Source organism: Myxococcus sp. XM-1-1-1, assembly GCF_020037095.1.
In the GTDB taxonomy this organism is placed as follows: Bacteria; Myxococcota; Myxococcia; order Myxococcales; family Myxococcaceae; genus Myxococcus; species Myxococcus fulvus.
In genome coordinates, this window is record NZ_JAIQDH010000003.1 from 646193 (window position 1) to 671936 (window position 25744).

23 protein-coding genes, 1 tRNA gene and 1 pseudogene are annotated in these 25744 nt (G+C 70.2%); 14 read left to right on the forward strand and 11 right to left on the reverse strand.

The features are described 5' to 3' along the window. The first annotated feature begins 36 nt into the window (after positions 1–36). The 4 genes from holB to K8640_RS10400 all read left to right on the forward strand — a co-directional run bounded on the left by holB (position 37) and on the right by K8640_RS10400 (position 3561). Positions 37–1071, forward strand: coding sequence for a DNA polymerase III subunit delta' (holB, locus tag K8640_RS10385; RefSeq protein ID WP_223746890.1), 1035 nt, complete (start codon positions 37–39; stop codon positions 1069–1071). Continuing rightward, complete coding sequence (gene holA, locus K8640_RS10390; protein WP_141323157.1) at positions 1068–2384, forward strand: DNA polymerase III subunit delta; 1317 nt, start codon at positions 1068–1070, stop codon at positions 2382–2384. Before holB ends, holA begins: the two co-directional genes overlap by 4 nt. 62 nt (positions 2385–2446) lie before the next feature. Then, a complete protein-coding gene (locus tag K8640_RS10395) occupies positions 2447–2908 on the forward strand; it encodes a hypothetical protein (RefSeq protein ID WP_141323158.1) in 462 nt (153 codons plus the stop codon). Positions 2909–3009: 101 nt separating this feature from the next. Continuing rightward, positions 3010–3561, forward strand: a complete 552-nt coding sequence (locus tag K8640_RS10400; RefSeq protein ID WP_223746891.1) for an AraC family ligand binding domain-containing protein — start codon at positions 3010–3012, stop codon at positions 3559–3561. Here K8640_RS10400 and K8640_RS10405 read toward each other — a convergent pair. Further along, positions 3521–4330, reverse strand: coding sequence for an NRDE family protein (locus K8640_RS10405; protein WP_223746892.1), 810 nt, complete (start codon positions 4328–4330; stop codon positions 3521–3523). The genes K8640_RS10400 and K8640_RS10405 overlap by 41 nt on opposite strands. Positions 4331–4444: 114 nt before the next feature. Between K8640_RS10405 and metG the strand changes: the two genes are divergently transcribed. From metG to K8640_RS10420, 3 genes are all read left to right on the forward strand, one after another. Further along, complete coding sequence (gene metG, locus K8640_RS10410; RefSeq protein ID WP_223746893.1) at positions 4445–6559, forward strand: methionine--tRNA ligase; 2115 nt, start codon at positions 4445–4447, stop codon at positions 6557–6559. Between the two features lie 91 nt (positions 6560–6650). After that, complete coding sequence (locus K8640_RS10415) at positions 6651–7625, forward strand: HEAT repeat domain-containing protein (RefSeq protein ID WP_223746894.1); 975 nt, start codon at positions 6651–6653, stop codon at positions 7623–7625. Beyond that, positions 7622–8398, forward strand: coding sequence for a TatD family hydrolase (locus tag K8640_RS10420; RefSeq protein WP_223746895.1), 777 nt, complete (start codon positions 7622–7624; stop codon positions 8396–8398). Before K8640_RS10415 ends, K8640_RS10420 begins: the two co-directional genes overlap by 4 nt. Here the strand turns inward: K8640_RS10420 and K8640_RS10425 are convergent. From K8640_RS10425 to K8640_RS10445, 5 genes are all read right to left on the reverse strand, one after another. After that, positions 8385–10340 (reverse strand): HD domain-containing phosphohydrolase, encoded by a 1956-nt coding sequence (locus tag K8640_RS10425; RefSeq protein ID WP_223746896.1) that lies wholly within the window; start codon positions 10338–10340, stop codon positions 8385–8387. The genes K8640_RS10420 and K8640_RS10425 overlap by 14 nt on opposite strands. Before the next feature lie 6 nt (positions 10341–10346). Further along, entirely contained in the window at positions 10347–11864 is a 1518-nt protein-coding gene (locus K8640_RS10430; protein WP_223746897.1) for a 3'-5' exoribonuclease YhaM family protein, read from the reverse strand. Positions 11865–11914: 50 nt separating this feature from the next. Further along, entirely contained in the window at positions 11915–13054 is a 1140-nt protein-coding gene (locus K8640_RS10435; RefSeq protein ID WP_223746898.1) for a class I SAM-dependent rRNA methyltransferase, read from the reverse strand. Positions 13055–13167: 113 nt separating this feature from the next. Then, entirely contained in the window at positions 13168–13536 is a 369-nt protein-coding gene (locus K8640_RS10440; RefSeq protein ID WP_141323166.1) for a hypothetical protein, read from the reverse strand. A 34-nt stretch (positions 13537–13570) separates the two neighbouring features. Next, on the reverse strand, positions 13571–15166 hold the full coding sequence (locus tag K8640_RS10445) for an NAD(P)/FAD-dependent oxidoreductase (RefSeq protein WP_046713058.1): 1596 nt from the start codon (positions 15164–15166) through the stop codon (positions 13571–13573). Between the two features lie 331 nt (positions 15167–15497). Between K8640_RS10445 and K8640_RS10450 the strand changes: the two genes are divergently transcribed. Further along, positions 15498–15701 (forward strand): hypothetical protein, encoded by a 204-nt coding sequence (locus K8640_RS10450; RefSeq protein WP_174816750.1) that lies wholly within the window; start codon positions 15498–15500, stop codon positions 15699–15701. 107 nt (positions 15702–15808) lie between these two features. Here the strand turns inward: K8640_RS10450 and K8640_RS10455 are convergent, their stop codons facing one another. Continuing rightward, positions 15809–16492 carry a diacylglycerol kinase family protein gene (locus tag K8640_RS10455; protein WP_223746899.1) on the reverse strand — a complete coding sequence of 228 codons (684 nt, stop codon included), beginning with the start codon at positions 16490–16492 and terminating at the stop codon, positions 15809–15811. 78 nt (positions 16493–16570) lie between these two features. Here K8640_RS10455 and K8640_RS10460 point away from each other — a divergent pair, with 78 nt between their 5' ends. From K8640_RS10460 to K8640_RS10485, 6 genes are all read left to right on the forward strand, one after another. After that, positions 16571–19438, forward strand: a complete 2868-nt coding sequence (locus K8640_RS10460) for an N-acetylmuramoyl-L-alanine amidase (RefSeq protein ID WP_223746900.1) — start codon at positions 16571–16573, stop codon at positions 19436–19438. A 103-nt stretch (positions 19439–19541) separates the two neighbouring features. Then, entirely contained in the window at positions 19542–20552 is a 1011-nt protein-coding gene (gene gap / locus K8640_RS10465; RefSeq protein WP_141323170.1) for a type I glyceraldehyde-3-phosphate dehydrogenase, read from the forward strand. A 27-nt stretch (positions 20553–20579) separates the two neighbouring features. Beyond that, positions 20580–21767: a phosphoglycerate kinase gene (locus K8640_RS10470; protein WP_223746901.1), complete on the forward strand. Its 1188-nt coding sequence runs from the start codon at positions 20580–20582 to the stop codon at positions 21765–21767. Positions 21768–21824: 57 nt separating this feature from the next. Beyond that, complete coding sequence (gene tpiA, locus K8640_RS10475) at positions 21825–22598, forward strand: triose-phosphate isomerase (RefSeq protein ID WP_046713063.1); 774 nt, start codon at positions 21825–21827, stop codon at positions 22596–22598. Positions 22599–22685: 87 nt separating this feature from the next. Then, on the forward strand, positions 22686–23102 hold the full coding sequence (gene secG / locus K8640_RS10480; protein ID WP_046713064.1) for a preprotein translocase subunit SecG: 417 nt from the start codon (positions 22686–22688) through the stop codon (positions 23100–23102). Between the two features lie 88 nt (positions 23103–23190). Next, positions 23191–23272: transfer RNA gene (locus K8640_RS10485), tRNA-Leu, on the forward strand. Between the two features lie 47 nt (positions 23273–23319). Here the strand turns inward: K8640_RS10485 and K8640_RS10490 are convergent. The 4 genes and pseudogenes from K8640_RS10490 to K8640_RS10505 form a co-directional block, all read right to left on the reverse strand. Further along, positions 23320–24522: a site-specific integrase gene (locus K8640_RS10490; protein WP_223746924.1), complete on the reverse strand. Its 1203-nt coding sequence runs from the start codon at positions 24520–24522 to the stop codon at positions 23320–23322. Further along, positions 24519–24743 (reverse strand): helix-turn-helix domain-containing protein, encoded by a 225-nt coding sequence (locus K8640_RS10495; RefSeq protein ID WP_223746902.1) that lies wholly within the window; start codon positions 24741–24743, stop codon positions 24519–24521. The genes K8640_RS10490 and K8640_RS10495 overlap by 4 nt, the downstream gene beginning before the upstream one ends. A gap of 2 nt (positions 24744–24745) precedes the next feature. Next, on the reverse strand, positions 24746–25327 hold the full coding sequence (locus K8640_RS10500) for a hypothetical protein (protein ID WP_223746903.1): 582 nt from the start codon (positions 25325–25327) through the stop codon (positions 24746–24748). A 34-nt stretch (positions 25328–25361) separates the two neighbouring features. Continuing rightward, positions 25362–25744, reverse strand: a pseudogene (locus tag K8640_RS10505) (hypothetical protein); the annotation flags it as partial.

A 25744-nucleotide genomic window follows, 5' to 3' on the forward strand; every position in this document is an offset into this window, starting at 1 on the left:
GTTGACGCGTGGCGCGCAAGCGGGGATACACGCGCCATGACCCTCGCATCGGTGCTGGGACAGCCCCGCGCGATTGATTCACTTCAGGCGGCACTTCGCTCCGGCGCGGTGCACCACGCGTATCTCTTCGCGGGGCCGGAGGGCGTGGGCAAGGAGCGAGCGGCCGTGGGCCTGGCCCAGGCGCTCACCTGCCCCGAGCAGCCGGACGTGGGCTGCGGCACCTGCGCCAGCTGCACGCGCGTCTCGCGCGGACTCCACCCGGACGTCACCTGGGTGATGCCGGACGACGAGCGCGTGTCGCGGGGCCTCGCGGGGCGCTCGGACTTCACGGGCACGCCGAGCCGGGACCTGCGCGTGGAGCAGATCCGCCAGCTGCAGGAGCGGCTGGCCCTGCGCGGCCTGGAGTCGCGCCGCAAGGTGGCCATCCTCGTCTCCGCGCAGGCGATGAACGTGCAGGCGCAGAACGCGTTCCTCAAGACGCTGGAGGAGCCGCCCGCGGACACCACGCTGGTGCTGGTGGCCAGCGCCATGGACAAGCTCTTGCCCACCATCCGCAGCCGGTGCAGCAAGGTGCACTTCGGCCCGCTGCCGGTGGAGCTGGTCGCCGAGCGCGTGCGCACCGAGCGCAAGCTGGACGCGGACACCGCGCAGCTGGCGGCCATCATGGCCGGAGGCAGCCTGGGCCGCGCGCTGTCTCTGGACGTGGAGGCGCTGGCCCGCCGCAAGGACGTGGTGACGGCCTTCGAGAACCTGCGCGGCGACAACGCGGTGGGGCTGTTGCGCTTCGCGGACGAGCACGGCGGCTCGCGCGAGGACGCGGAGGCGACGCTGGAGCTGTTGACGCTCTGGACGCGCGACGTGGCCCTGGCCAAGGTGGGACGCGAGGACGCGCTGGCGAACCGCGACCTGCGCCAGCTGGCGGTGGAGGTGGGCGCGCGCCTGTCCGATGCGTGGCTGCACCGTCGCCACGCGCTGCTCGACGGCGCGCGCGCGGCGGTGGCCCGCAACGGCGCGCCCCGGCTGCAGCTGGAGCGGATGCTCATCGACCTGTTCACGGAGACGTCCCGATGAGCTCGGAGCTGGATGACGTGCTGGCGGGCGTGAAGGCCGGGAAGCTTTCGCCCCTGTACCTGCTGTGGGGCGAGGAGTTCCTGGTCCGAAAGGGCGCCGACGAGCTGGTCAAGGTGCTGGTGCCCGACGCGGCGGTGGGGCTCAACCTGGTCACGCTGGACGCGGGCAGCCCGCGCGAGGTGGCGCAGGAGCTGGCCACGATGCCGCTGTTCCCCGGCCGCAAGGTCGTGGTGGTGAGGGACCCGGAGTTCCTCGCGCCGAAGAAGGGGCGGGGAGACCCGCTCGCCAAGGCGCGCGAGGCGTGGAAGGCGGGCAAGCGCAAGGAGGGCGCGCGGCGGCTGCTGGCGCTGGCGGCGCGCGCGGGCTGGGGCGTGGACCAGCTGGACCCATCCGCGTCCAGGGCGCCGTCGGTGGAGCAGTGGAAGGAGGAGCTGAACGTCGACCTCGCCGAGGCGGACGTGGCGTTCCTGAAGGAGGCCGCGGCCTTCTGCAAGGAGGAGCGCATCAGCGCCCCGGAGGGTGACGCCACCGCGCTCATCGAGCTCATCCAGAAGGGCGCGCCTGCGGGACACGCGCTGGTGATGGCGGCCACGGAGGTGGACGCGAAGAACCCGCTGGTGAAGCTGGCGCAGGACAAGGGCCACGTCGTCGAGCGCAAGGTGGCCGCGCGCCACAAGGACCTGGACCTCTCCGACATCGCCAAGGAGTTCCTGGCGCCCTTCAAGAAGAAGCTGGGGCCCGGCGCGCTGGAGGAGCTCAAGGAGCGCGTGGGCGGCAACATCCGCCTGTTGCAGTCGGAGCTGGAGAAGCTCGCCACGTACTCGGAGGGCCCCGCAATCGAACGCTCCGACGTGGTGATGCTGGTGCACCACGCGCGCGAGGAGGAGTTCTTCGAGCTGTCGGAGGCGCTCCAGAAGCGCGACTTCCGCGGCGCGCTGTCCTACGCGGAGGACGCGATGGGGCAGGGCACGCACGCGCTGCAGCTGTTGGGCGCGGTGGCCTCCATCGTCCGCACGCTGCTGGAGAGCCACGAGTGGCTGACGCGCTACGCGGGAGGCACGCCGCCGCGCACCGCGAAGGACGTGGAGGCCCGGGTGTTCCCCAAGCTGGAGGCGGAGCTGAAGGGCACCCGGCGCAAGATGCCCAACGCGTGGGCGCTCACCTTCAGCATGAAGGCGGCCGCGGGCTACGAGCGCAAGGAGCTGCTGGGCGCGCTGGTGGCGTGCGCGGAGGCGGACCTGTCCTTGAAGTCCTCGGGCAACGGGCGGCTGGTCATCGAGCGGCTCCTGGCCACGGTGTGCCTCGGCGCCTGAGGGAGCGGGCGGGCACACTGGGACGTGCACTCGGAGTCCGGCTCGGGTAGAGGAGGCCGCGTATGGCGGACAAGCGTCGCTTCGACCTCTTCGCGGACTTCATCGTGTCGCGCTTCATGGCCCCTCGCGTCTTCGACGTGGCGGGAGGGCAGGGGCGCCTCAACGAGGCCTTGACGCGGCGGGGCCGCGCCGTCACCACCTTCGACCTGCGGCACAAGCACCTGCCGGTGACGTATGCCCAGCGCATCTTCACGCTGGACGAGCCGTGCGAGGCGGAGCTGGTGGTGGGAATGCACCCGGACGGCGCCACGCGCGTCATCATCGAATACGCGGCGAGACATCGGCTGCCGTTCGCCGTGGTGCCGTGCTGCTCGGACAACGGGATGCCCTACAACCCGTGGATGCGTCACCTGGCGGAGCTGGCGCGAGAGTCCGGCTTCGGCACTGTCGAGGAGGTGAAGCTCTCCATGGACGGCCGGGCACGCGTCCTCGTGGGCGAGCCCGCGCCCGCCGGTCCGGCCTGAGGCGAGTGCCGGCCCGACGACACGGCCTGTGTCCCGGGGGCTGGCTGCGCCGAACCCACATCGGCGTCTAGCTTCCCGTACATCGACGCGGGGAGCGGGAGATGGTGACGGAGTGGGACGGGCATGCGACGGCGCAGGTCTGGCGACCCGGCACATACCCGGGACTGGTGCTGTATCGGGTGAGTGGCCGCGCCACCACGCAGGCCCTGCATGTCCATGACGAGCTCCAGCTCACGCTGGACGCGGGGCATGTCCAGCAGGTGTGCTGCGGAGGTGTCCGGCTGATGGCGCCGCCCGGAAGCCTTGTCGTGATTCCTCCAGGTGAAGTCCACGCGCTGCACGCCGAGAGCGGTCGCCCCGGGGTGCTGTGCGGGATGCTCGTGCCGGTGGCCCTGCTCAGGCCGCCGTCGCGCCGTGTATGGGAAGACGAGGACGTGGCGCTCGTCGACGACCTCTTTCCCGGAGGGGGCGCCGTGCTCGACGACCCGGACGTGGCGCGGGACTTCGTGGCGCTGCATCGCGCGCTGCGCGGGCTCGGCGCCGAGCAGGGCGCGCACCCGTGGCCCCTGCTCTCACGGTTGCTGGCGCGCCTGGGCGAGGGGCGCCGCGGGCTCAGCGCGTCGTGGGAGGGGGGACATCGAGCATCCCCGTGATGTCCTCCCAGGAGCCCTCGCACGGCGCGGACTGCGACACCAGGTAATGCCCCACGCGTCCCGGAGCCAGGGCGACGATGGAGGACCAGCGCGTGCCATAGGCGGGCGTATGGATGCAGAGCGCCTGCAGGCGACGCAGGAAGTCGGGGGGCAGCGACTCCCCGGGCGCGGGGCGCGGCGTCCCGCTCTCCGGGGGCAGCAGGTCGTCCCCGAGCAGGGCCTTGAGCCCGGATTCGAACCGGGGCCAGGGCTCGTGCGGCAGCTCGGCGGCGAGCATCCGGGCTCGCGCCACCTTGGGGAGCTCCGGACTGTCGAGCACGTCATTGGGGAGCACGTGGATGCCTGGGGGGACGTCCTCGCGCCGCAGCTCGGCCTGGCCCGTCCTGGCGTAGGCGACCCGCAGCGTCCGGGCATCGCCGTAGAGGAGGTTGAAGGGGAGGAAGTCCTCGCCGGACAGCGTGTCCAGGTAGCGCTCGATGCCCTCCACGCTGGCGGCCCGCAGGGCCTGGAGGACCACCTCTCCCCTCGAGCGGGGGGCCGGGCCCTTCCCCTGTCCTCCGCGCTGGTTCGTCAGGCCCACGAAGAGGCCCTCGTTAGTCACTCCCATCCACGTCCCGCCGCGCTCCACGTCCCGTCCGCCGACGGCGCGAGGGGACTCGAGCAGGACCTGGGGGCCCGTCGTGGGACGTGCGTAGAACTCGTCCCGGTTGGCCGCGAGCACCAGCGGCCATTCGGGGTGGACCTGACGAAGGATGACGATGGTGCACATTCGTATCCGGTCGATAACATCCCCGGCTCCGTCGTGCATTCGTGCGCGCGGCCCCACGCCGTCGATGACCTCGGCCCCCCGAGCGGCTAATGTCCGCCGCCCCCAGGAGAGTCCATGGCGGAGAGAATCCTCGTCACCAGTGCGCTTCCGTACGCGAACGGCCCCATCCATCTCGGGCACGCCGTCGAGTACATCCAGACCGATATCTACGTGCGCTTCCTCCGCTCATGCGGCAAGGACGTCGTCTACTTCTGCGCGGACGACACGCACGGCACGCCCATCGAGCTCAACGCGGCGAAGCACGGGCTCAAGCCCGAGGAGTTCATCGCCCGCTTCCAGGACGAGCACCAGAAGGACTTCCACGACCTGGACGTGCGCTTCGACTCCTTCCACTCCACCAACTCGCCGGAGAACCGCCACTACGCGGAGCTCATCTACGGGCGACTGAAGGAGAAGGGCGACATCGAGCGCAAGGACGTCGAACAGGCGTACTGCGAGAAGGACCGCCGATTCCTGCCGGACCGCTTCATCAAGGGCACCTGTCCCAACTGCAAGTCGCCCGACCAGTACGGTGACGTCTGTGAGAAGTGTGGCAAGGCGTACAGCCCCACGGACCTCATCGAGCCGCGCTGTGCGCTCTGCGGGACGCCTCCGGTGCGCAAGTCTTCGGCGCACCTGTTCTTCAAGCTCTCGAAGCACGCGGACTTCCTCCAGGCGCTGCTGCGCAAGCCGGGCTTCCTCCACCCGGGGCTCGCGACGCAGCTGCAGGGCTTCTTCGAGAAGGGGCTCGCGGACTGGGACATCAGCCGTGACGGGCCCTACTTCGGGTTCGCCATTCCCGGTGAGACGGACAAGTACTTCTACGTCTGGCTGGACGCGCCCATCGGCTACATCGCCACGACGGAGAAGTGGGCGAAGGAGACGGGCAAGGCGAAGAGCGCGCTGGACTACTGGGAGAAGGACAGCGGCGCGCGCATCGTCCACTTCATCGGCAAGGACATCGTCTACTTCCACGCGCTGTTCTGGCCCGCGGTGCTGGACGTGGCGGGCCTGCATGTGCCGAGCGAGATCAAGGTCCACGGCCACCTCACGGTGAACGGGGAGAAGATGTCGAAGAGCCGCGGCACCATGATTCCGGTGCGCGACTACCTGAACCAGCTGGACCCCAGCTACCTGCGCTACTTCTACGCGGCCAACCTGGGCGCGGGCGTGGAGGACCTGGACCTCAACCTCAAGGACTTCCGTCTGCGGGTGAACGGGGAGCTGGTCAACAACGTGGGCAACCTGGCCAACCGCGCGCTGTCGCTCCTGGCCGGGCCGCTGGGCGGGAAGCTGGCGCCGGGTCGGGCCGAGGGGCCTGGACGCGCGCTGGTGGAGTCGGTGCTGGCCCGGGTCGGCGAGGTGCGCGAGGCGTTCGAGAAGCTCGAGTACCGCAACGCCATCCGCGTCATCACGGACATCGCGTCGGCTGCGAATGCCTTCGTCCAGGCGCAGGCGCCGTGGGCGCTGGTGAAGAAGGACGCGGAGGCGGCGCGCGCGGACCTCTCCGACGCGGCGGACGTCGTGTACCTGCTGGGCGCGTTGCTGGGCCCGGTGACGCCGAGGTTGTCCGAGAAGCTGTTCGCGCAGCTGGGCGCGCCGCCGCTCACGTTCCAGGCGCTGGAGGGCGCGAAGTATCCGCTGCTGGACCGCAGCCGTCCCATCGGCACGCCGGAGCCGCTGTTGCCCCGGCTGGAGGAGGAGCGCGTCAACGCCATCCTCTCGCTGCCCGCGGGCGGCGCGCCGGCTCCGGCCGCCGAGGTGAAGAAGGCCGAAGGTGGCAAGGAGAAGAAGGTGGAGAAGAAGCCGGCCGAGGCCGCGCCCGTCACGCAGGCGACGGAGGGCGCAGGGGAGGCGTCCGCTGAGATCGAGTACGCGGACTTCGCCAAGGTGGTGCTCAAGTCGGGCAAGGTGCTCGCGGCGGAGAAGGTCCCCAAGGCGGACAAGCTGCTGAAGCTCACGGTGGACGTGGGCGAGGCGACGGGGCCGCGCACCATCGTCTCGGGCATCGCCGAGGCGTTCGCGCCGGAGTCGCTGGTGGGGCGCAACGTCGTGGTGGTGGCGAACCTGAAGCCCCGCAGCCTCAAGGGCATCTCGTCGCGCGGCATGCTCCTGACGGCGGGGCCGGGCGGCAAGGACCTGTCCTTGTTGGATCCGGGCAACGTGCCGCCGGGCAGCGACGTGAAGTAGTCGGCGCGGACGGGGCAGGGTGGCAACCCCCTGCCCCTGTTCGCTCGAGGTGCTCGAAGCGGACGCTGTCGGGCAAGCGAGGTGATGGGACGTGACGGATTGGCGTGCGGAGCGGGACCGGGCCTTGCTGGCGCTGGAGAACGAGAAGCGCCCCGCGTTTCGCGCGGAGGCTGCAGAGCAACTCCATCACCTCGCGGCGGAGGTGCCCTCGCGCGCGCCCGAGTTCACGGAGGTCGTGCCGAGGATGCTGTCGGACGCGCAGCCCGAGGTGAAGCGCTCGGGCATCGCGCTGGCCACCGTGGTGCTGCCTCAAGAAGAGGCGATCGCGCTGCTCATCTCGCGGCTTCGCGATGAGGAGTCGCTGGTGCGCCTGGAGGCCACGGGCCGACTGGCGGACATGGCCCGTCCCGAGCTGCGCGGTGCGCTCGCGGGCATGCTGGAGGACTCCGTCCCCGAGGTGCGCTTCGAGGCCGCGCGAGGCATCGCCGCCCTCAAGCACCCCGCGGGGCTCGAGGTGCTCATCGACGCGCTGGACGCGGACCTGCTCCGCTTCCGCGCCCTGGGTGCACTGGCGGAGCTCGAGGACGCTCGCGCGCTGCCCGCGGTGAAGAAGCTGTTCGGCCGCTGGCTGCTCCCCGCCTTCGACAAGACGCAGGCCGCGGGAGTCCTCGCCCGGCTGGGTGACGCCGACGGCGCGGCGCACCTGCTCCAGCGCTCGCGCAAGAAGTGGAGCCAGGACCGCGCGCTCGCGGTGGAGCTGCTCGGCGAGGTGAAGGCGCCCGGCGCGCTGGAGCGTTTGAAGGCCATCCTCGATGACCCGAAGGACTCCTGCCGGGGTGCCGCCGCGCGCGGCCTGGGGCGCCTGGGGGACGAGCGGGCCTTGCCCTGGCTGCTCGCGCTGCTGCGGGACGTGAGCGCCCAGGAGGAGGACCGGCTGGACGCGGCGGATGGGCTCTGGAGATTGGGCCTCCCCGAGGGCCGCGAGCACGTGCGCGCGGCGGTGAGCACCTTCACCTCACCCGAGGCACGGCAGGAACTGGACGACTTGTTTCAGGAGGGGACATGAGACTGGTGGATGCGCACTGCCACCTGGAAGTGAAGGACTTCGCGGACGCGGCCCCGGTGCTGGAGCGCGCGCGCGCCGCGGGCCTCATCCACGCCATCGTCGTGGGCCAGTTCCACGGTCCTGGCGAGTGGGGCAACGCGCTGGAGCTGGCCGCCGCGCATCCGGAGTTCCTCTCGCCCACGCTCGGCATCCATCCGCACGAGGCCGCGCGCGCCACGGAGGACGACCTGGCCATGCTGGAGCGCACCTGCGCTCGGCCCGAGGTCCGCGCCGTGGGTGAGGCCGGCCTGGACTACTACTACGACCACTCGCCCCGGGAGGCGCAGGCGCGCATCTTCCGACACCAGTGCGAGCTGGCCGTGAAGCTGGGCAAGCCGCTGGTGGTGCACGTGCGTGACGCGCACGAGGACTGCGACGCGATTCTCGGCGAGGTGGGCGTGCCCAAGGGCGTCATCCACTGCTTCACCGGAGACACCGACGCCGCGCGGCGCTACCTGGACCGGGGCTTCTACCTCTCGCTCTCCGGCGTCATCACCTACAAGAAGACGGAGGCGCTGCAGGACGCGGTGCGCTTCGCGCCGCTCGACAGGCTGATGGTGGAGACCGACAGCCCGTACCTGGCGCCCGTGCCGCACCGGGGGCGCAAGAACGAGCCCTCGCACGTGGTGGAGACCGCGCGGAAGCTGGCGGAGCTCAAGGGCGTGACGCTGGAGACGGTGACCGAGGTCACCACCGCCAACGCCGCCGCCCTCTTCAACCTCAACCTGCGCTGACGCCGCCGGCCAGGGCCTGGAGGTCCTGGTCCATCTGCGGCACGTCCAGCAGCAGCGCGTCCGGGTCGTACTGGAAGTCGGCCTGCTTGAGCTTCAAGAGCGCCTGGAGCGCGGGCTCTCCCGTGTGTCCGCCGAATGAAGCGAACACGACGCGGCCGCTCTCCAGGTGCATCGAGCCCTCCAGCGTGTGCTGACGCAGGTTGAGCTTGCCGCTCTTCCTCGCGCTGCCCAGCGTGCGCAGCAGCTCCTTTGGAGGCAGCTCGTCGAAGCTGCCACGCACCACGCGCCCCGGGCCGTTGTGCAGCACCCGGTCCTCGAGCAGCGCGCGCACCGCCTTGGCGACGAGGGACTTGTCCCCGGGAGGCAGCAGCTCCGTCGCGCCGCCCATCATCAGCCGCTCGCGCGTGGGCGCATCCGGCTCACCCACCACCGCGATGGGCAGCCCCGCCGTCTCCGGCGCGGAGCGGGCCTGCTGGAGCAGATCCAACACCTCCTGCTGACCCAGGCGCAGGCTCACCACCAGGACATCGCAGTCCTGCCGGGCGAGGCCATCCTGCGCGCCCTCTTGCGTGGACAGCGCATGGGCCACCAGCCCCTGCTTGAGCACGGCCTCCAGCAGCTCGCCGCGAGCCGTCTCGTCCGGCTCCACCACGAGCACCTGCCGGCCCTCGCTCTCCAGCCTGTGGCGGAGCAGCTCGCCGCTCTGCAACTGGATGACGATGTCCGCCACCACCGGGTCGTAGAGCACGCCCGCGTTCGTGCGCAGGTGCTCCAGGGCCTGCTCCTTGGGCAGGGCCTTGCCCAGCGCGTTGCCGGGGTTCTTGGTCAGCTCCAGGAAGCTGTCCACCGCCGCGAGGATGCGCGCGCCCAGGGTGATCTCCTCTCCCTTGGCGCCCTGGGGCGTGCCCGAGCCATCCCAGGCCTCATACAGCTGCGCCAGGATGGTGTTGACCTGCGCGGGCAGGTGCACCGTCTCGAACAGCTTCGTGGGCGCGCGGCACGCGGCGCGGGCCTGCGCCTTCCACTCCGAGTTGACGGCGTTGCTCGCCAGCGAGAAGTGCCGCTCGGACGGCTTGCCCAGGTCGTGCAGGTACGCGGCGATGGACAGCGCGGCCAGCTCCTTGTGGGGCATGCCCATGCGCTGACCGACGATGCCCGCCTGCCGCGCCAGCTGCGCGGAGTGTCCCCGGTGCCGCTGGCGGTCCTGCTCCAGCAGCCCCACGAGGATGCCCAGCGTCTCCACGTAGTCGATGTCGCTGACCAGCCCGCGCGGGCCACCCGGCTCGCGCCGCTGCGTGGACGACGGACGCCCGGCCACCTGTGTGCCGCCGCTGGGGCGCTGCACCCGCATGCGCGGGTCCGTCTCCATGCGGAAGGACAGGCTGCTGCGGTTGCTGGTGGACGTGCGGTTGTGCTCCGGCGCGCCGGAGCGCGACGTGGACTCGGCGGGGCCGGACTGCGCGCTCGCGGCCTCCAGCAGCGCGGCGAACGCGGTGGGGTCGCCGTAGTAGTGCTTGCGGATGGCCGCGGCGATGGCGCCGCGCAGGCCCACATACGCGTAGACCTCCGACATGCCCGTGACGAGGGCAATCTCGTCCATCAGCGCCTTGTTCTGCGGCTCGGCGGCGACCACGGACAACAGCTTCCGGTCCGGGTCCACCGCCAGGGGCAGCACGTTCTGCGCCTCGGCGAGTCGCACCGGGAGCCTGTCGAGCACCTCGGTGGCGATCTTCGCCTTGGCCAGCTTGTCCGCGCTCACGAAGCGCGTCTGGAACTCCGCGGCCAGGAAGCGCAGCAACGCCGCTTCCTGGAGGAGCCCCAGCTCCACCAGACAGTCCCCCAGCTTGTGGCCGGTGATCTTCTGGTGCTCCAGGGCCTGCTCCACGGCCCCGGCGTTGACGAGCCCCGCCTCGATGAGGCGCTCACCCAGCTTCTTCGCCATGACGACTCAGCTTTCCGACGAACCCTCGCCACTCTTGTCGCCCGAGAGCGTCGTCAGCGCGCTGAAGGGCTTGAAGGTCAGCTCCTTCGGCAGGCTGTTCGGATCCCTCGGCGGACGCGGCGGACGCTCCTCGCGGGGCGCGCGCTGCTCGTCCCGGGCGCGCTCCTCGCGCGGCGGACGGTCCTCGCGGGGAGGCCGGTCCTCGCGAGGCGGCCGCTCGCGGCGGGGAGGACGCTGCTGCGGCTGCTGCTCCTCACGCGCCACCACCGGCGCGCCGCCCTCCTGCGAAGGGGCCTGCTGCTGCGGAGCCTTGTCGCCCCGGTTCTTGCGCTTCTCCTCGCGCGACTTGCGGCGGCCACCGCCACCACCGCCGCCACCCTCGACGGGTCCGCGGCCGCGCACGGTGGGCAGGGGGCCCTTCCAGAGCTGCCGGTCGTAGTGGCGCAGCACGTCCGTCCACTTCTCGTTCGAGTCGCGCTGCATGGCCTCCAGCCACGAGGCGATGCGCGAGTCGAGCGAGTCGAGCGCGTGGACGATGTGCGCCTCGATGGTCATCGGCACCTTGGGGCTGCCGTACTCCAGCTGCCCGTGGTGCGAGATGGCCAGGTGCGTGAGGTGGTTCTCGAGCAGCGGCGGGAAGCCGGGGATGGACAGCGTCTTCTCGCGGATCTTCTGGGCCGTCATCACCAGGTGGCCCACGAGCTTGCCCTCGTCGGTGTAGTCGAAGCCCTTGTCCGGCGAGATTTCGGCCACCTTCATCACGTCGTGCAGGAACGCGCCCGCCAGCAGCAGGTCCCGGTCCGCCATGGGGTAGTGGTCCGCCACCCGCAGGGTCAGCCGCATCACCGACAGCAGGTGCTCGGCCAGGCCGCCGCGCCACGCGTGGTGCATGCCCTTGGCGGCCGGCGCCACCGGCAGCCCCGCGGCCACCTGCGGGTCGTCCAGGAACGCAATCAGGAGCTGCTTCACGAACGGATCGTTGATGCGCTCGTTGATGAGCTCGCGGATGAGGCCCGCGGCCCGGGCGCCACCGCCGCCGTCGTGACGGGGCTCGCTCTTCTCGCTCTTCTCACCCTTGTCGGCCTTCTCGGCGCGCGGCTCGGCGGCGGGCTTCGCCTCCGGGGCGGCCTTGGCCTCGGCGGGAGGCGCCGGGGGCGGCTCGAACTCCTTGGGGTCCAGGGGCTCGGGGTCCAGGCGCTCCAGGCCCTCCACCACCACCTGCGTGCGGCCGTGGAACTGGATGACGTTGCCCTGGACGAGCACGAAGTCGCCGGACTGGAAGGACGGCTCGAGCGCGTCGACCTTGTCGAACACGCGCGCGTCCACCTCGCCGCTCTTGTCGACGAGCGTCAGGGCCAGGAACACCTTGCCGCTGCGGGCCGTCACCTTCTCCTTCTTGGTGACGCGGAAGACGGTGTGGACGCGGTCCTTCTCACGCAGGTCGGCCGCGTACACCTTGCGGACGGTCTTGACGGAATCCGCCGGGGTGGAGGTCGCGGTCTGGGGGGCGTTTTCGTTGGTCATCGCGGGCGCGGACACTAGCACTCCCCACGGCGGAGCGGTGCTTTCCCGCGTCAGCTCACCTCCAGCGCCACCGTGTCCAGGTACTCCGCGCCTGGGGAGCCCACCAGCGTCGGGTGGTCCGGAGGCAGTCCGGGCCGGGCCAGCCGGGTGGCGATTCGCGCCTCCGCCTCGCACGCGGTGGCCACCAACTCGTCGAAGCCGCCGAACGCCAGGGGTGGGTGATAGCCGACCACCATCAGCCGGCCCCCATGCCGGGTGCGTCGCAGCGCGTACCGCAGGTGCTCCACGAACTCCTCCTCGGTCGCCACCCGGAGTGTGTCCAGCAGCACCAGGTCGAAGGTCTCCCGCACCGCGCGCAGGGCCTGCAGCGCGGTGCCCTTCTCCACCAGCACGCGCCCCAGAAGCCCGTTCGCCTCGGCGTTCTCGCGCGCCAGGTCCGCCGCGTCCGCGTCCGCGTCGAAGGCGAGGATGTGCCGCGCCCCGTGCAGGCCCGCGTGCACGAAGAGCCCGCCCACGTTGCAGGCGGCGTCCAGCACCCGGCCATCCCAGGCCATGCGGCCCACCACGCGGCGCAGCTCCCGCTGGTCATAGGCGTAGCCCGTGCCCTGGCCGTACGTGAGGTCCACGGTGAACCTGGCGCCCAGCTCCAGCAGCCGGCACCAGCGGGGTGGGGTGCCGTAGAGGACATGGGGCCGCTGGGTGGACAGTCCCAGGGCCTTCCTGCGCGGGGAGTCGTTGCGCAGCAGCACCGAGCTGGCGCCCGTCACCTCCACCAGCGCGCGGGTGATGTCCTGGTGCCGGGCGTCCATGGAGCGCGTCAGCGTCTGCACCACGAAGTGGGTGTCGTACCGGTCCACGATGAGGCCGGGCAGCCCGTCCCCGTCATCGTTCACCACCCGGCAGAAGCGCGGGTCGTCCACCATGCGGCCCCGGCGCTCGAAGGCGCGGCGCAGGTGGCGCGGAATCAGCCCCTCCACCGCCTCGTCCGGCATGCCCAGCCGCCGCACCGCGAGCGAGGCCTCCAGGTCCACGTCCCCCAGCCCGAGCACCGCGCCGTCCTCGTCCCGCAGCTGCACGGGCTCGCCGGGTTGGGGCGTTCCCTCCATGGAGACGATGTCCTCCCGGCGCAACCAGGGGGCTCCATGGCGCAGTCGGCGGGCGGCATCTTTGGACAGATAGGTGCTGAGCAAGTGCGTCCTCCCCTCTCGCGTGGCTGACTTCCAGCGGACAAGATGGGCCGTGCGCTTGCCGATGTCGGCGGGCGTCGGGCCCTCCGGCTGGAGAGCAGGGGAGGAGGCGGGCCTCAGGCCTGGGGCGGAGGCCGCTTGAAGGCCTTGAACGTCACCCGCGTGAGCAGCGAACTGACCACCAGGGCCAGGACGATTCCCAGGATGCGCAGGTGCCAGGAGTCGCGCAGCACCAGCGACAGGGCCAGCGCGCCCACCAGCACCGCGCCCGCCACCGTGAGCCACTGGCCCCGCGCCGCCAGCCCCGAGGACGGCGACTTCGCGCGCGCGAGCACCGGCAGGCTGCCCGCCTTGCGCCACGTCTGGGAGGTCTCCTCCCGCACCTCATCATCGGCGTCCACCAGGCCCTGGACGTAGGCGCGCTCCACGTCCAGGAGGCTGGGGTAGGTCAGCTCACCATCCGGAGTGCGCACGACGTAACGCATGGCAGGGCTCCCTCTGTTGGGGCGCGGGCGTGGCTCACGCCAGCTCGGTGGCAATCTGCTCCGCGACGCGCAATCCATCAATGGCCGACGAGACGATGCCGCCCGCATAGCCGCACCCCTCGCCCGCGGGGTACAGGCCCTTGCAGGACACCGACTGCAGGTCCTCGCCGCGGGTGATTCGCACGGGGGACGACGTGCGGCTCTCGATGCCGATGAGCTTGCCCTCGTCGCTGATGAAGCCGCGCATCTTCCGGTCGAAGGTCTTCAGCGCCTGCTTGAGGGACGTGGTGAGCCGCTCCGGGAACAGCCGGTTCAGGTCCACGTGCGCCAGGCCCGGACGGTAGCTGGTGCCGCCCGGGTCCTTCTTCACGCGCCCGGCCAGGTAGTCCGGAATCGTCTGCGCGGGGGCGAAGAACTTCCCGCCGCCCAGCTCGTACGCCTTCTGCTCCCAGTGCCGCTGGAACTGCAAACCAGCCAACGGTCCGTGGAAGCCCTCGCGCTCGAAGTCCGCCACGGAGACGGAGACGACGATGCCCGCGTTGGCGTAGCGCGCGTTGCGGCGCGAGTTGCTCATGCCATTGGTGCACTGCAGCCCGTCCTCGGTGGGCGTGGGCACCACGATTCCGCCCGGGCACATGCAGAACGAGTAGACGCCGCGCACCTCGCCGTCGACGTCCAGGTTCTCCGCGAGCTTGTAGTCGGCGGGGGGCAGCTTCGGGTTCTTCGCGGCGCTGCCGTACTGGATGCCGTTGATGAGCGTCTGCGGGTGCTCGGCGCGGAAGCCCAGCGCGAAGGGCTTGGCCTCCACGCTGACGCGGCCGTCGGCGGCGAAGCGCTCGTACAGCTCGCGCGCGGAGTTGCCGGGGGCCAGGATGACGCGGTCGCTCTCCAGCGTGCGCCCGTCCGCGAGCTTCACGCCCGCGACGCGGCCGTCCTTGTAGACGAGGTCGTCCACGCGCTGGCCGAAGTGCACCTCGCAGCCGCCGGCGATGAGCTCCTCACGCAGCTTCGCCACCGCGCCCGGCAGCAGGTCCGAGCCGATGTGCGGCTTGCCCTCGACCAGGATGGCGTCCGGCGCGCCGTAGCGGGCGAAGGCCTCGATGACCTTGCGCACCATGGGGTGGTTGATGCGCGTGGACAGCTTGCCGTCCGTGTACGCGCCGGCGCCGCCCTCCCCGAAGTTCATGTTGCTCTCCGGGTCCAACGTGCCGTCGCGCATCAGCTTCGCCACGTCCTTGCGCCGCGCCACCACCTCGCGTCCCCGCTCGATGAGGATGCTCTTCACGCCGCGCTCCAGCAGCCCCAGCGCGGCGAACAACCCCGCGGGGCCCGTGCCGATGATGATGGGCCACTGCTCGGGCGGCTTCACCGACGTCAGCGGCTCGGGGGGCGGCGGCGCCTCGCCCACGTCCGGCGGCAGCTGCTTGGGCTTGCGCCCCGGCGCCATCTCCACCTCCAGCGTGTAGATGTAGCGCGGGCTGCCCTTCTTTCGCGCATCCAGCACGGAGCGCACCACCCGCACGGAGGCCAGGTCGGAGCGGGTGACGCCCAGCTTCTCCGCGGCCCGCTGACCGAGCAGCTCCTCCGGCTCGTCCAGCCACAGCCCGATGTTGTTCACCCGATACGCCATTGCCATTCGCTCCTGGTGGGGGGCGCGTTCTGCTCCACCCCGCTGAAAGATTGCAAGCACTTGAAACCACGAGGGGCTCGCCGCCGCGGAACGGGTGCGTACCTCGTGATGCACCCGGCCATCCAGTTCCCTCGGGGGTTCCCCCGGGTGCGTAGCCCCCTTCGCACCCCAATTCACCCCATGCCGACCCGCGCGGCTCTTCAACCCCTGGGAACTGCTGGTGAATCCGTTTGGAAGAGAACGACTGGCACGGGGGTTGAAGAACAAGGCTCGAGTGATTAGCCGGCGGCCCTCGTTGTTCGCGCCGCCCCCAAATTTGGAGGCATTGACTGTGAGCACCGATCAAAAGGGCACCCGGATCCTGGCGCGCACCTTCTTCAACCAGCTTCGCGCCAGCGGCTACACGCCGCACCAGGTCATCGGTATCGCCACGGAGCTGCTCGATCTGGTGACCTCGGACCTGAAGGAAGGCGACAAGGCCGTCGCCGTGCCTGCGTCCCCGGAGCAGGGCTCCGAGTGGCGTCAGCGCGCCTGAGCGTGCGAGACTCACCCCAAGCGACCCTCGGCGGGTGAGCGAGCTCCGGACGGGTTCCGGGGCTCCCGCCCCCTGAGGTGGTGGTGGACCGGCGTCAGCCGGTTTTTTTATGTCCGGTTGACCGCCGAATCGCCCGCTGGCGCCCCTGGAGAGCCCGCTTCGCGTCGGCGGGTGTAGGCCGCCGAGCCCGCGACGAAGAGCAGCCCCGCCGTCATCGCGGTGAACACGGTGCTGGCCGTGTACTGGGCCAGGAACGCGAGCAGCACGCCGCCCGCCACGAAGGCGCCCACGTCCACGCCGACGGGCCTTCGCTGGGGCAGCACCAGCACCACCACGCACGCCGTCAAGGGCAGGCCGAGCGCCACCTGGCGGACGATGGCGTCGGTGCTCGTGCGCACCGTCTCCCAGTTATGCACGAGGATGGCCGCGAAGATGACCACCGTGCCCAGCGCGAGCACCAGCACGCCCGCCGCGGCCGCGTCCTTGGTGAGCCGGGCCTTCTCGTCGAACTGCTGGACGGCCAGGTCCACCAGGTGCTCCAGCGCGCTGTTCAGGATTTCCGCGAAGAAGATGAGCAGCACGCAGAAGATGAGCGTGACCTTCTCGGCGAGCCCCAGGGGGATGCCGCTGCCCACCAGCCCCACCAGCACGGCGGAGATGAGGTGCAGGCGCATGTTGCGCTGGTGGACGACGGTGTGGATGAGGCCCGCCCAGGCATGGCCGAACGAGGCGAGGAACCCCGAGCCGCGACGGGAAGGGAAGGTGGGAGGTGGCCGGGCAGGTACGGTCATCGGAACCTGAAGGGACGGGCAGGCTAGCACTCACGGGTCCGATTGCCGTGGAGATGTGAATGGGTAAGGTCGGCCGCCATGAGCACCGACTTCTTCCGGGCGCGTCCAGGCGGCGTGCTGCTGGCCCTCCTGTTGACCTCCACCCTCGCCTCCGCCCAGGCCCCCGTGCACACCCACGAGGGCGAAGTGGGCGCCTGTGGCCTGGAGCCCCCGGACGCGGTGTACCTGCCGGCGCCGACCCGCCGCGCGCACGAGTCGAGGAAGCTGAGCGCCTCCGACGCCCCCGTGGTGCGGCGCGAGCAGCGGGATGGCACGACGAAGGCCTCGCTCGCGGGGGTGCCCCAGACGCGGACGCGGGCGGGCGCGCTGTCCGGGAAGGTCATCTACCTGAGCCCCGGCCACGGCTTCTACCGGGCGCCCACGCTGTCGCGCTGGGCCACGCAGCGGCCCAACACGTGGGCGGTGGTGGAGGACCTCATCTCCGCCGAGGTGGTGAACCAGTACCTGTTGCCCATGTTGATGGGCGCGGGCGCCACGGTGGTGCCGGTGCGCGAGGCGGACCTGAACTCGCGCATGGTCATCGTGGACGACGGTGGCGCGGGCTACTCGGAGGCGGGGGACACGGGGCTGTTCCGTGCGACGGAGCAGAAGGGCTGGGCCACGCCTGCCTTCCCCATGGGCAACGGCGTGGAGCCCTTCACGCAGGGCACCACGCGGGAGCTGCTCACCACGCAGACGTCCACGGCCACGGCCACGTGGGCTCCCGTGGTGCCCGCGGACGGCAACTACCACGTGTACGTCTCCTATGGCGCGGCGCCCACGCGCACCGAGAACGCGCACTACGTCGTGCGCCACGCGGGCGGCGAGAGCCACTTCCGCGTCAACCAGCGCCGCCACGGCGGGACGTGGGTGCTCCTGGGCCGCTTCTTCTTCAAGGCGAACGCGGGGCCGGAGCGCGCTGCGGTGGTGCTGATGAACGACGCGGAGGAGGGCGCCACGGTGTCGGTGGACGCGGTGCGCTTCGGCGGAGGCTCGGGCGTCATCGGCGACGCGCAGATGGCCGCGCTGTCGCGTCCCCGCTACGAGGAGGCCGCGCGCTACCACGTGCAGTTCAGCGGCGCGCCCGCGACGGTGTACGCGCCCACCGGGGCCAACGCCATCGCCAACGAGCGCAACGCGGACGTGACGGCCCGCGCGCGCTTCGCCGCGTGGCTGCACGAGGAGGGTGAGGATGCGGTGTACGTGGCCTGGCACACCAACGCCTCCACCACCGGCAACGTGGTGGGCACCGAGGCCTATGTCTATGGACGCAACCCGGTGGACGGCACGCTCCAGTTCGAGGGCGTTCCCGGAAGCGACGTGCTGGGGCGGGCGCTGTTGGACGAACTGGGCACGGACCTCAAGCGCGAGGTCGACCCGACGTGGCGCGTGCGCAACCTGCGCTCGGCGAACCTGGGCGAGGTCAACCCCATGCACAACCCGGAGATGCCGTCGGTGCTGCTGGAGATCGCGTACCACGACGCGGTGGCGGACTCGAACCGGCTGAAGGAGCCGGCGTTCCGCCGCGTCGCCGCGCGCGCCATCCTCCAGGGCCTCATCAAGTACTACGCCGCGCGGGACGGCGTGGCGGTGACGCTGCCGCCCGAGGCCCCCGACGCGGTGGTGGCGCGCAACGTCTCGGCCGGCACGGTGGAGGTGCGCTGGGCCGCGCCCCAGGCCAGCCCGGACGAGGAGGGGCGCGATGCGCCCACCGCGTACCGCGTCTACCAGAGCGAGGACGGCCAGGCCTGGGACGACGGCACCGAGGTGTCCGGGACGAGCCTGAGCGTGCCGCTGGCGGCGGGCGTCTCGCGCTACTTCCGCGTCGCGGCGGTGAGCGCGGGCGGTGAGGGCTTCCCGTCCGCCATCGTCGGCGTGCGCTCGGGGGACGCGCGCCCGGCGCTGGTGGTCAACGCCTTCGAGCGGCTGGACTCCGCGCTGGCGTGCGGCGAGGCGCTGGACGCGTATGACCTGGAGGCCCCGCTGCGGGTGCTCCTGGAGACGATGAACGACGGCACGTACGTGCGCCGCCACGGGGACGCGATGAGCCAGTCGGGCGTGGCCTTCGACAGCGCGACGAGCGGGGCGGTGGCGGCGGGGCTGGTGTCCGTCGGCGCGGGCTACCGGGTGGTGGACTGGTTCACCGGACGGGGGGGCGAGGCCGGCGCTGGACTGACGCGCGCCGAACAGGACACGCTGCGCGCGTATGTGATGGGCGGTGGACATCTGCTGCTGTCGGGCAGCCAGGTGGCGTCCGCGCTGTCGGTGGGGGACGCGGACGACAAGGCCTTCCTCACGGACATCCTCCGGGCCTCGGTGGGGACCGGCGCGCCGCCTCGGAGCGTGGAGGGCGTGCCGGGAGACTTCCTGGCGGATTGGACGGGCGTGGCCCTGGACGACGGCACCCGGGGCGCCTATCCGGTGGGGTCCACCGATTTGCTCATCCCGGCCTCGGGCGGCTCGGCGGTGGTGCGGTACGCGGGGACGGAGCTGGGGGCGGGGGTGTTCTCCATGCCCGCGGGGCAGGTGCTGCTGTTGGGGGTCCCCTTCGAGGCGGTGGTGGACCGGGCGGCGCGGGCGCGGCTGTTGTCCGCGTTCCTGGTGCGCGCGGGCTTCCCCGCGCCGGGCTCGCCGCCCGTCGGGGATTCCGGCGAGACGGGGCCCGGCCTGTTGAGCGGGTGCGTGGCGCCGCGCGGGGTGGACCCGCATCCTCCCGAGGAGCCCGAGCCTCCCGAGCCCCCCGAGCCCATCGTCCTGGACGCGCTGCCCCAGTTCTACCATCCGCTGGGCGACTCGGGCTGCGGCTGCGGGGCCGGCGGGGGAACGGGCGCGGGGCTGTGGCTGTTGGTCGGGGTGATTGTTCAGCTTCGACGCGCGCGCCGTCGCACGAGCGACCTGAAGCGTTGACTCAGCGGGGCCGCGTGCCTACGGTCGGCGGCCCTCGTTTTCTGACGTGAAAACCGTTCGTGGGCGCGCCTTTCGCGCCCACCTCTTCTAAGGAGACACGCACATGGCCACTCGCATCGCCATCAACGGGTTTGGACGCATCGGTCGCTGCATCCTCCGCGCCGCGCTCAGCCGCAAGGAAGACCTGGAGATCGTCGCCATCAACGACCTGGACAAGCCCGCCGCCCTGGCGCACCTGTTCAAGTACGACTCCGTGCACCGCACCTGGCCGGGTGAGGTGAAGGCGACGGACAAGGGCATCGTGGTGGACGGCAAGGAGATCATCGTCACCGCGGAGAAGGACCCCACGGCGCTGCCCTGGAAGAGCCTGAACGTGGACGTGGTGCTCGAGTGCACCGGCCGCTTCACCGGCCGCGAGGGCGCCGAGAAGCACCTGAAGGCGGGCGCCAAGAAGGTCCTCATCTCCGCGCCGGCCAAGGGCCCGGACCTGACCATCGCCTACGGCATCAACCACGGCGAGTACGACGCGTCCAAGCACCACATCATCTCCAATGCCTCGTGCACCACCAACTGCCTGGCGCCCATCGCCAAGGTGCTGGTGGACAACTTCGGCATCGAGAAGGGCCTGATGACGACGGTGCACAGCTACACCAACGACCAGCGCATCCTGGACCTCACGCACGAGGACATGCGCCGCGCCCGCGCCGCCGCGCTCTCCATGATTCCCACCAGCACCGGCGCCGCGAAGGCCATCGGCGAGGTGATTCCGCAGCTCAAGGGCAAGATGCACGGCCTGGCCGTCCGCGTCCCCACGCCGAACGTGTCCCTGGTGGACCTGACGGTGAACACCGAGAAGAAGATCACCCAGGAGGCCGTGGTGGAGGCCTACCGCGCCGCCGCCGCCGGTCCGCTCAAGGGCATCCTGGAGTTCAGCGACGCGCAGACGGTGTCGGTGGACTACAACGGCAACCCGCACTCGGCCATCTTCGACTCCACCAACTGCTTCGTGATGGGCGACAACATGCTGAAGGTCATGGCCTGGTACGACAACGAGTGGGGCTTCTCCAACCGCATGGTCGACACGGCGAAGTTCCTCGTGTCGAAGGGCGTGTAGTCCGTTTCCGGTCCAGGGAGAGCCAAGATGATCCGCTACATCGACGAGCTGCAACTCACGGGCAAGCGCACCTTCATCCGCGTGGACTTCAACGTCCCGCTCGACGGCCGGAAGGTGACGGACGACACCCGCATCCGTGAGGCGCTGCCCACCATCCGCCGCGCGCTGGAGTTGGGCGGCAAGGTCATCCTGGCCTCCCACCTGGGACGTCCGAAGGGACCGGACCCCAAGCTGTCGCTCGAGCCGGTCGCCGTGCGGCTGGCCGACCTGCTCGGCGGCAAGCACGAGGTCATCCTCACGGATGACTGCGTGGGCGACGGCGTGAAGAAGCAGGTGAAGGAGCTGAAGGAGGGGCAGGTGGTGGTGCTGGAGAACCTGCGCTTCCACAAGGAGGAGGAGGCCAACGACGAGGCCTTCGCGCGCGAGCTGGCCGCGCTGGCGGACGTCTACGTCAACGACGCCTTCGGCACCGCGCACCGCGCCCATGCCTCCACGGCGGGCATGGTGCCCTTCGTGAAGGAGAAGGCGGCGGGCCTCCTGATGAAGAAGGAGATCGAGTACCTGGGCCGCGTGCTGAAGACGCCGGAGAAGCCCTTCGTGGCCATCCTGGGTGGCTCGAAGGTGAGCGACAAGATCAAGGTCATCGAGAACCTGCTGCCCAAGGTGGACGCGCTCCTGGTGGGCGGGGCGATGGCGTACACGTTCCTGAAGGCGCAGGGCGTGGAGGTGGGCAAGTCCCGCGTCGAGGAGGACAAGCTGTCCTTGGCCACGCGCCTGCTCGAGGCGGCGCACCGGCTGAAGACGCCCATCGTCCTCCCGGTGGACCACATCGTCGGCACCGAGCCGACGGAGAAGAGCTCCGCGCAGGAGACGCCGGACAACGCGGTGCCCAAGGACATGATGGGCCTGGACATCGGTCCGAAGACGCGCTCGCTGTTCACGCAGCACATCCGCGACGCGCGCACGGTGGTGTGGAACGGGCCCATGGGCTTGTTCGAGGTGGCGAAGTTCGCCGAGGGCACGCGCTCGGTGGGCACGGCCATGGCGAACAACAAGCAGGCCATCACCGTGATTGGCGGCGGGGACAGCGCGGCGGCCGTGGAGCAGATGGGGCTGGCGGAGCAGCTCAGCCACGTGTCCACGGGCGGCGGGGCCTCGTTGGAGTTCCTGGAAGGCCGCGAGCTTCCGGGCATCAAGGCGCTGGAGACGCGGTAGTCTCCGTCGCGCCCAAGCAGCAGCACCACCACATCCACAGCGCTGGGGGAGTGACACATGGCCGTCTCGTCTCGACGTCGGAAGATCGTCGCCGGCAACTGGAAGATGAACAAGACGGTGCCGGAGGCCCTGGCGCTGGTCCGTGAGCTGCGGGGGGCGGTGACCTCCGTGGGGGATGTGGTGGAGGTGGTGGTGGCGCCGACGTACCTGGCGCTGCAGGCGGTGCACGTCGCGCTGGAGGGCGCGCCGTTGCAGCTGGCGGCGCAGAACTGCCACTGGGAGTCGTCGGGGGCGTTCACCGGCGAGGTGTCCGCGCCGATGCTGGCGGAGCTCGGGTGTGCCTACGTCATCGTGGGGCACTCGGAGCGCCGGCAGCTGTTCGGCGAGACGGACGAGACGGTGAACAAGAAGGCCAAGGCGGTGCTGGCCGCGAAGATGACGCCCATCCTCTGCGTGGGCGAGACGCTGGCGGAGCGCGAGGCGAACCGGACGTTGGAGGTGGTGGAGCGCCAGGTCCGGGGAGGGCTGGAGGGCTTCGAGGCGAAGGACGTGGCGGGCTTCGTGCTGGCGTACGAGCCGGTGTGGGCGATTGGGACGGGGCGCAACGCGACGTCGGCGCAGGCGCAGGAGGTCCACGCGGCCATCCGGGCGCTGGTGGGCCGGCTGTACGGCGAACAGACGGCCGCCCAGGTGCGCATCCAGTACGGCGGCAGTGTGAAGCCGGATAACGCCGCGGAATTGCTGGGGCAGCCGGACGTGGACGGGGCGCTGGTGGGGGGGGCGAGCCTGAAGGTCGGCGATTTCGCGGCCATCATCCAGGCGGCCCGGTAGGGTAGTGCGCGCGATTTGGTGCTATCGGCGCACTGTTTTCTGCAATAAGGTGCGCCCTCTTTTCACGGAACGTTCGGAAAACTCCACATGCTGACCTTCGTCACGATCGTGCACGTCCTCGTGTGCGTGTTCATGATCTTCGTCATCCTGCTGCAGCCGGGTAAGGACGCTGGCATGGGCTCGGCCCTCGGCGGCGGCGCGGCCACGAGTGCCTTTGGTGGTCGTGGCGCGGTGACCTTCCTGAGCAAGCTCACCGGCGTGTGCGCGGCGATGTTCTTCTTCACGTCGCTGGGCCTGTCCTTCGTCGGCCTGAAGTCCTCGGTGGCGGCGGGCGGTTCCATCGCGGCGCCCGCTCCGGCGGCTCCCGCGGCGCCGGCTCCTGCGGCGGGTGAGACGTCGTCTCCGGCGGGTCAGCAGGCGGCCCCTGGGACGGTGGAGCAGCCGCGCGGTGAGGCGGCTCCGGCCGAGGGCCAGCAGGCCCCCGCGCCGACCCCGGCTCCCTGAGGGGCCGGTTGAAACAAATCGGAGCACGCAGCGGTTAGAATCTCGTTGCGTGATCCGAAGCGGTCCTGTAGATGGTCCGCGCAGCAACGCCCAGGTGGTGGAACTGGTAGACACACCATCTTGAGGGGGTGGCGCCGAAAGGTGTGCGGGTTCGAATCCCGCCCTGGGCAACCCGAAAGAGCCTCCAAGTCCCTAGGACTTGGGGGCTTTTTCATTTTCAGCCGATGGCGTCCTGTTCATGTGCCCCCAATGTGCCCCTCGCGGGGCTGTCGAGAGCCTTCACGGCTTCTCGTCGGGTGTCTGGACTCAGGTGGGCGTACCGCATCGTCATGTCGAGCGTGGCGTGCCCCATCAGCTCCTGGATGACCTTCATGGGGATGCCCCTCATCGCGAGGTGGCTGCCGTAGGTGTGGCGCAGGTCGTGCCAACCGATGGTGCCCTTCTCGCGAGTGACGCCCGCCCGCTTCAGCGTGGTGATGAGCAGGTGGTCCATCATCCCCGGAGTGAGGTGCTCTCCGTTCTCTTGGCAGAAGACGAAGGGGCCTCGGAGGTGTCGGTGGGACTTGAGCGCGTCCACACCGGATTGAGGCAGGTCCACCGTCCGGGAGCTGCCGCCCTTCGGAGTGCCCTCGACGCCGCGCCAGATGGTCCGCTTGACGTGGAGCTTGGCGCGGATGAGGTCGACGTCCGACCACTGGAGCCCGATGAGTTCCCCCTGCCGTAGGCCCGTCTTGAGCGCCGTCGTCAGGAGGGCCGCCTCTTGGGGCGTGGCCGCATCGAGGAGCTGATCCACCTCTTCGAAGGTGAGGAAGTCGTAGTCGGGCTTCGCGACCTTGAAGAGCTTCACGTCTGGGGTGTTGGCCAGGACGTTCTGCTCTTTGGCGAGGTTGAGGAGCTTGCTGAGGACGGCCAGGGCGTTGTTGATGGTCTTCAGGCCCAACGTCTTCGGCTTGTTGACCTTGCGCCGTCGGAGGGCTCGCTTGGATGGGGTTTCAGAGTGGCCGCTGAGCCGTCGGGGCTTCTTCTTCATGGCTGCCTTGAAGTCCTCGATTTCGGCTGGGCCGATTGCATCGAGCTTCTTCTCCCCGAAGAAAGGAAGGATGTGATCCCTGAGAATCTGCTGCTTGCTGACGACGGTGGAATGCTTGTTGTTGTTCTCGCTGTAGGTGAGGAACTGCTGGATGAACTTCGCCAGCGTGAGAGCCTCTGCCTCCTCCTTCTTTTCCTTCCCGAAGGTTCCGGCCAGGAGTGCGTGACGGAGTTGGCGCTCGTACTCTTCAGCACCACGACGGGTGTTGACGGGAGACGCCTTCCGCACGCGCTCCACCGAACCGTCGGGATGTTGGTACTTCACGTCAACCCACCACGCTTCCTGCACCTTTCCCTCCTTGGACTTCCACTTCCGCAGTCTGACGCTCACGACTTTGCTCCGAGCGAAGGACCGCTGTTGCCCGAGGACCAAGCTAGCAGTGCGTCGCGCTGGACGCGGAGGGCTTTCCCGATGCGGACGACGCCTGGGACGCTGCCGAGCCGGATTGCCTCGTAGAGCGTCTTCCGGTTCACGCGCAGCAAGTTGGCGGCCTCGTCCACGGTGAGGAAGTCCGGGAGAGCTGGCGGGCTGTTAGGCGTGGGCGCTGACATGGCTACCTCGGGAAGACGTGATGGGGCGCGAGGCGACCGAGGGCGTGAAGCCCGATGCCGATGGCGTCCCAGACGTTGTGATGGAGCGAGGAGGCAGTGGGCAGCTCCACGCGCAGGTGCTCGGTGGCGTCGAGACGCTGCTTGATGCGCTCAATGAACGCGTCTGCGTCGAGGGTGCCCTTCCAGTCGCGCGGGTAGACGCTGCGACGGCTGGCGACGTTCGGCAGGAAGCCACCGAGCATGCCGACGACGCCCGCGAGCTGGATGAGGTCGTTCTGGTCGCCCTTCTGGTGGGCGGCGCTGTAAACGCGGGGTAGCTCGATGACGAGCTGGTGGGGCGTGTCGCCCATGCGCGGACCAAGCCACTTGCGGACCGCGAATGCCATGGCGGCCCACGATGCCAGCGACAGCTCCCCGTCCTGGCGCGTGGGGTTCTTCGGAAGTCCGGCGGCCAGGAGCGTTGCGCGCTCGCCCATTGGCACGTCGAACACGGCGACACCGCAATGCCGAAGACCCGGGTCAATGGACACGAGCTTGGCGGGGCGTTGCTCGGAGGGAGTCTCAGGAAGGATGCAGGTGCTCACTCCTTCTTCAATGGGGACGCTTTCCGCGATTGGTTCAGGCAGCCTTCGCTTCGGGCTCCCACATCAGCAGTCGCCCGTTCGCGTCGCGCACCGTGGACGCGTCCTTCGAGAGCACGCGCGAGAGTGCCGGCTCGGCTTCGATGGCGCCCGCGAGGTCCGGCGTCACCTCGCGCATGGCCTGCCGCATGAGTTCCGCCATGCGCTCGACTGCGTCGTGGAGGCGGTTTGGACAGTCCGCGCGCAGCTCCGCCACCAGTTCGTCGTGCACCATGAGGACGAGACGTGAGCCCCAGAGTGGAGAGCGACGGTCCGCGTACATCTCCCGGGACACGCGCACGTGGGTCGTGTCCCTATAAGTGTGTAGTCGGCGAGCAGGGACGAGCGGGAAAGAGGGAAGCTCCTCGGTGAAACCAACCG

What these genes read in the sequence shown, in the direction of transcription:
- holB (WP_223746890.1), top strand. Translation starts at nt 37, where the DNA reads ATGACCCTCGCATCGGTGCTGGGACAGCCCCGCGCGATTGATTCACTT.
- holA (WP_141323157.1), top strand. Translation starts at nt 1,068, where the DNA reads ATGAGCTCGGAGCTGGATGACGTGCTGGCGGGCGTGAAGGCCGGGAAG.
- K8640_RS10395 (WP_141323158.1), top strand. Translation starts at nt 2,447, where the DNA reads ATGGCGGACAAGCGTCGCTTCGACCTCTTCGCGGACTTCATCGTGTCG.
- K8640_RS10400 (WP_223746891.1), top strand. Translation starts at nt 3,010, where the DNA reads ATGGTGACGGAGTGGGACGGGCATGCGACGGCGCAGGTCTGGCGACCC.
- K8640_RS10405 (WP_223746892.1), bottom strand. Translation starts at nt 4,330, where the DNA reads ATGTGCACCATCGTCATCCTTCGTCAGGTCCACCCCGAATGGCCGCTG.
- metG (WP_223746893.1), top strand. Translation starts at nt 4,445, where the DNA reads ATGGCGGAGAGAATCCTCGTCACCAGTGCGCTTCCGTACGCGAACGGC.
- K8640_RS10420 (WP_223746895.1), top strand. Translation starts at nt 7,622, where the DNA reads ATGAGACTGGTGGATGCGCACTGCCACCTGGAAGTGAAGGACTTCGCG.
- K8640_RS10425 (WP_223746896.1), bottom strand. Translation starts at nt 10,340, where the DNA reads ATGGCGAAGAAGCTGGGTGAGCGCCTCATCGAGGCGGGGCTCGTCAAC.
- K8640_RS10430 (WP_223746897.1), bottom strand. Translation starts at nt 11,864, where the DNA reads ATGACCAACGAAAACGCCCCCCAGACCGCGACCTCCACCCCGGCGGAT.
- K8640_RS10440 (WP_141323166.1), bottom strand. Translation starts at nt 13,536, where the DNA reads ATGCGTTACGTCGTGCGCACTCCGGATGGTGAGCTGACCTACCCCAGC.
- K8640_RS10445 (WP_046713058.1), bottom strand. Translation starts at nt 15,166, where the DNA reads ATGGCGTATCGGGTGAACAACATCGGGCTGTGGCTGGACGAGCCGGAG.
- K8640_RS10455 (WP_223746899.1), bottom strand. Translation starts at nt 16,492, where the DNA reads ATGACCGTACCTGCCCGGCCACCTCCCACCTTCCCTTCCCGTCGCGGC.
- K8640_RS10460 (WP_223746900.1), top strand. Translation starts at nt 16,571, where the DNA reads ATGAGCACCGACTTCTTCCGGGCGCGTCCAGGCGGCGTGCTGCTGGCC.
- gap (WP_141323170.1), top strand. Translation starts at nt 19,542, where the DNA reads ATGGCCACTCGCATCGCCATCAACGGGTTTGGACGCATCGGTCGCTGC.
- K8640_RS10470 (WP_223746901.1), top strand. Translation starts at nt 20,580, where the DNA reads ATGATCCGCTACATCGACGAGCTGCAACTCACGGGCAAGCGCACCTTC.
- tpiA (WP_046713063.1), top strand. Translation starts at nt 21,825, where the DNA reads ATGGCCGTCTCGTCTCGACGTCGGAAGATCGTCGCCGGCAACTGGAAG.
- secG (WP_046713064.1), top strand. Translation starts at nt 22,686, where the DNA reads ATGCTGACCTTCGTCACGATCGTGCACGTCCTCGTGTGCGTGTTCATG.
- K8640_RS10495 (WP_223746902.1), bottom strand. Translation starts at nt 24,743, where the DNA reads ATGTCAGCGCCCACGCCTAACAGCCCGCCAGCTCTCCCGGACTTCCTC.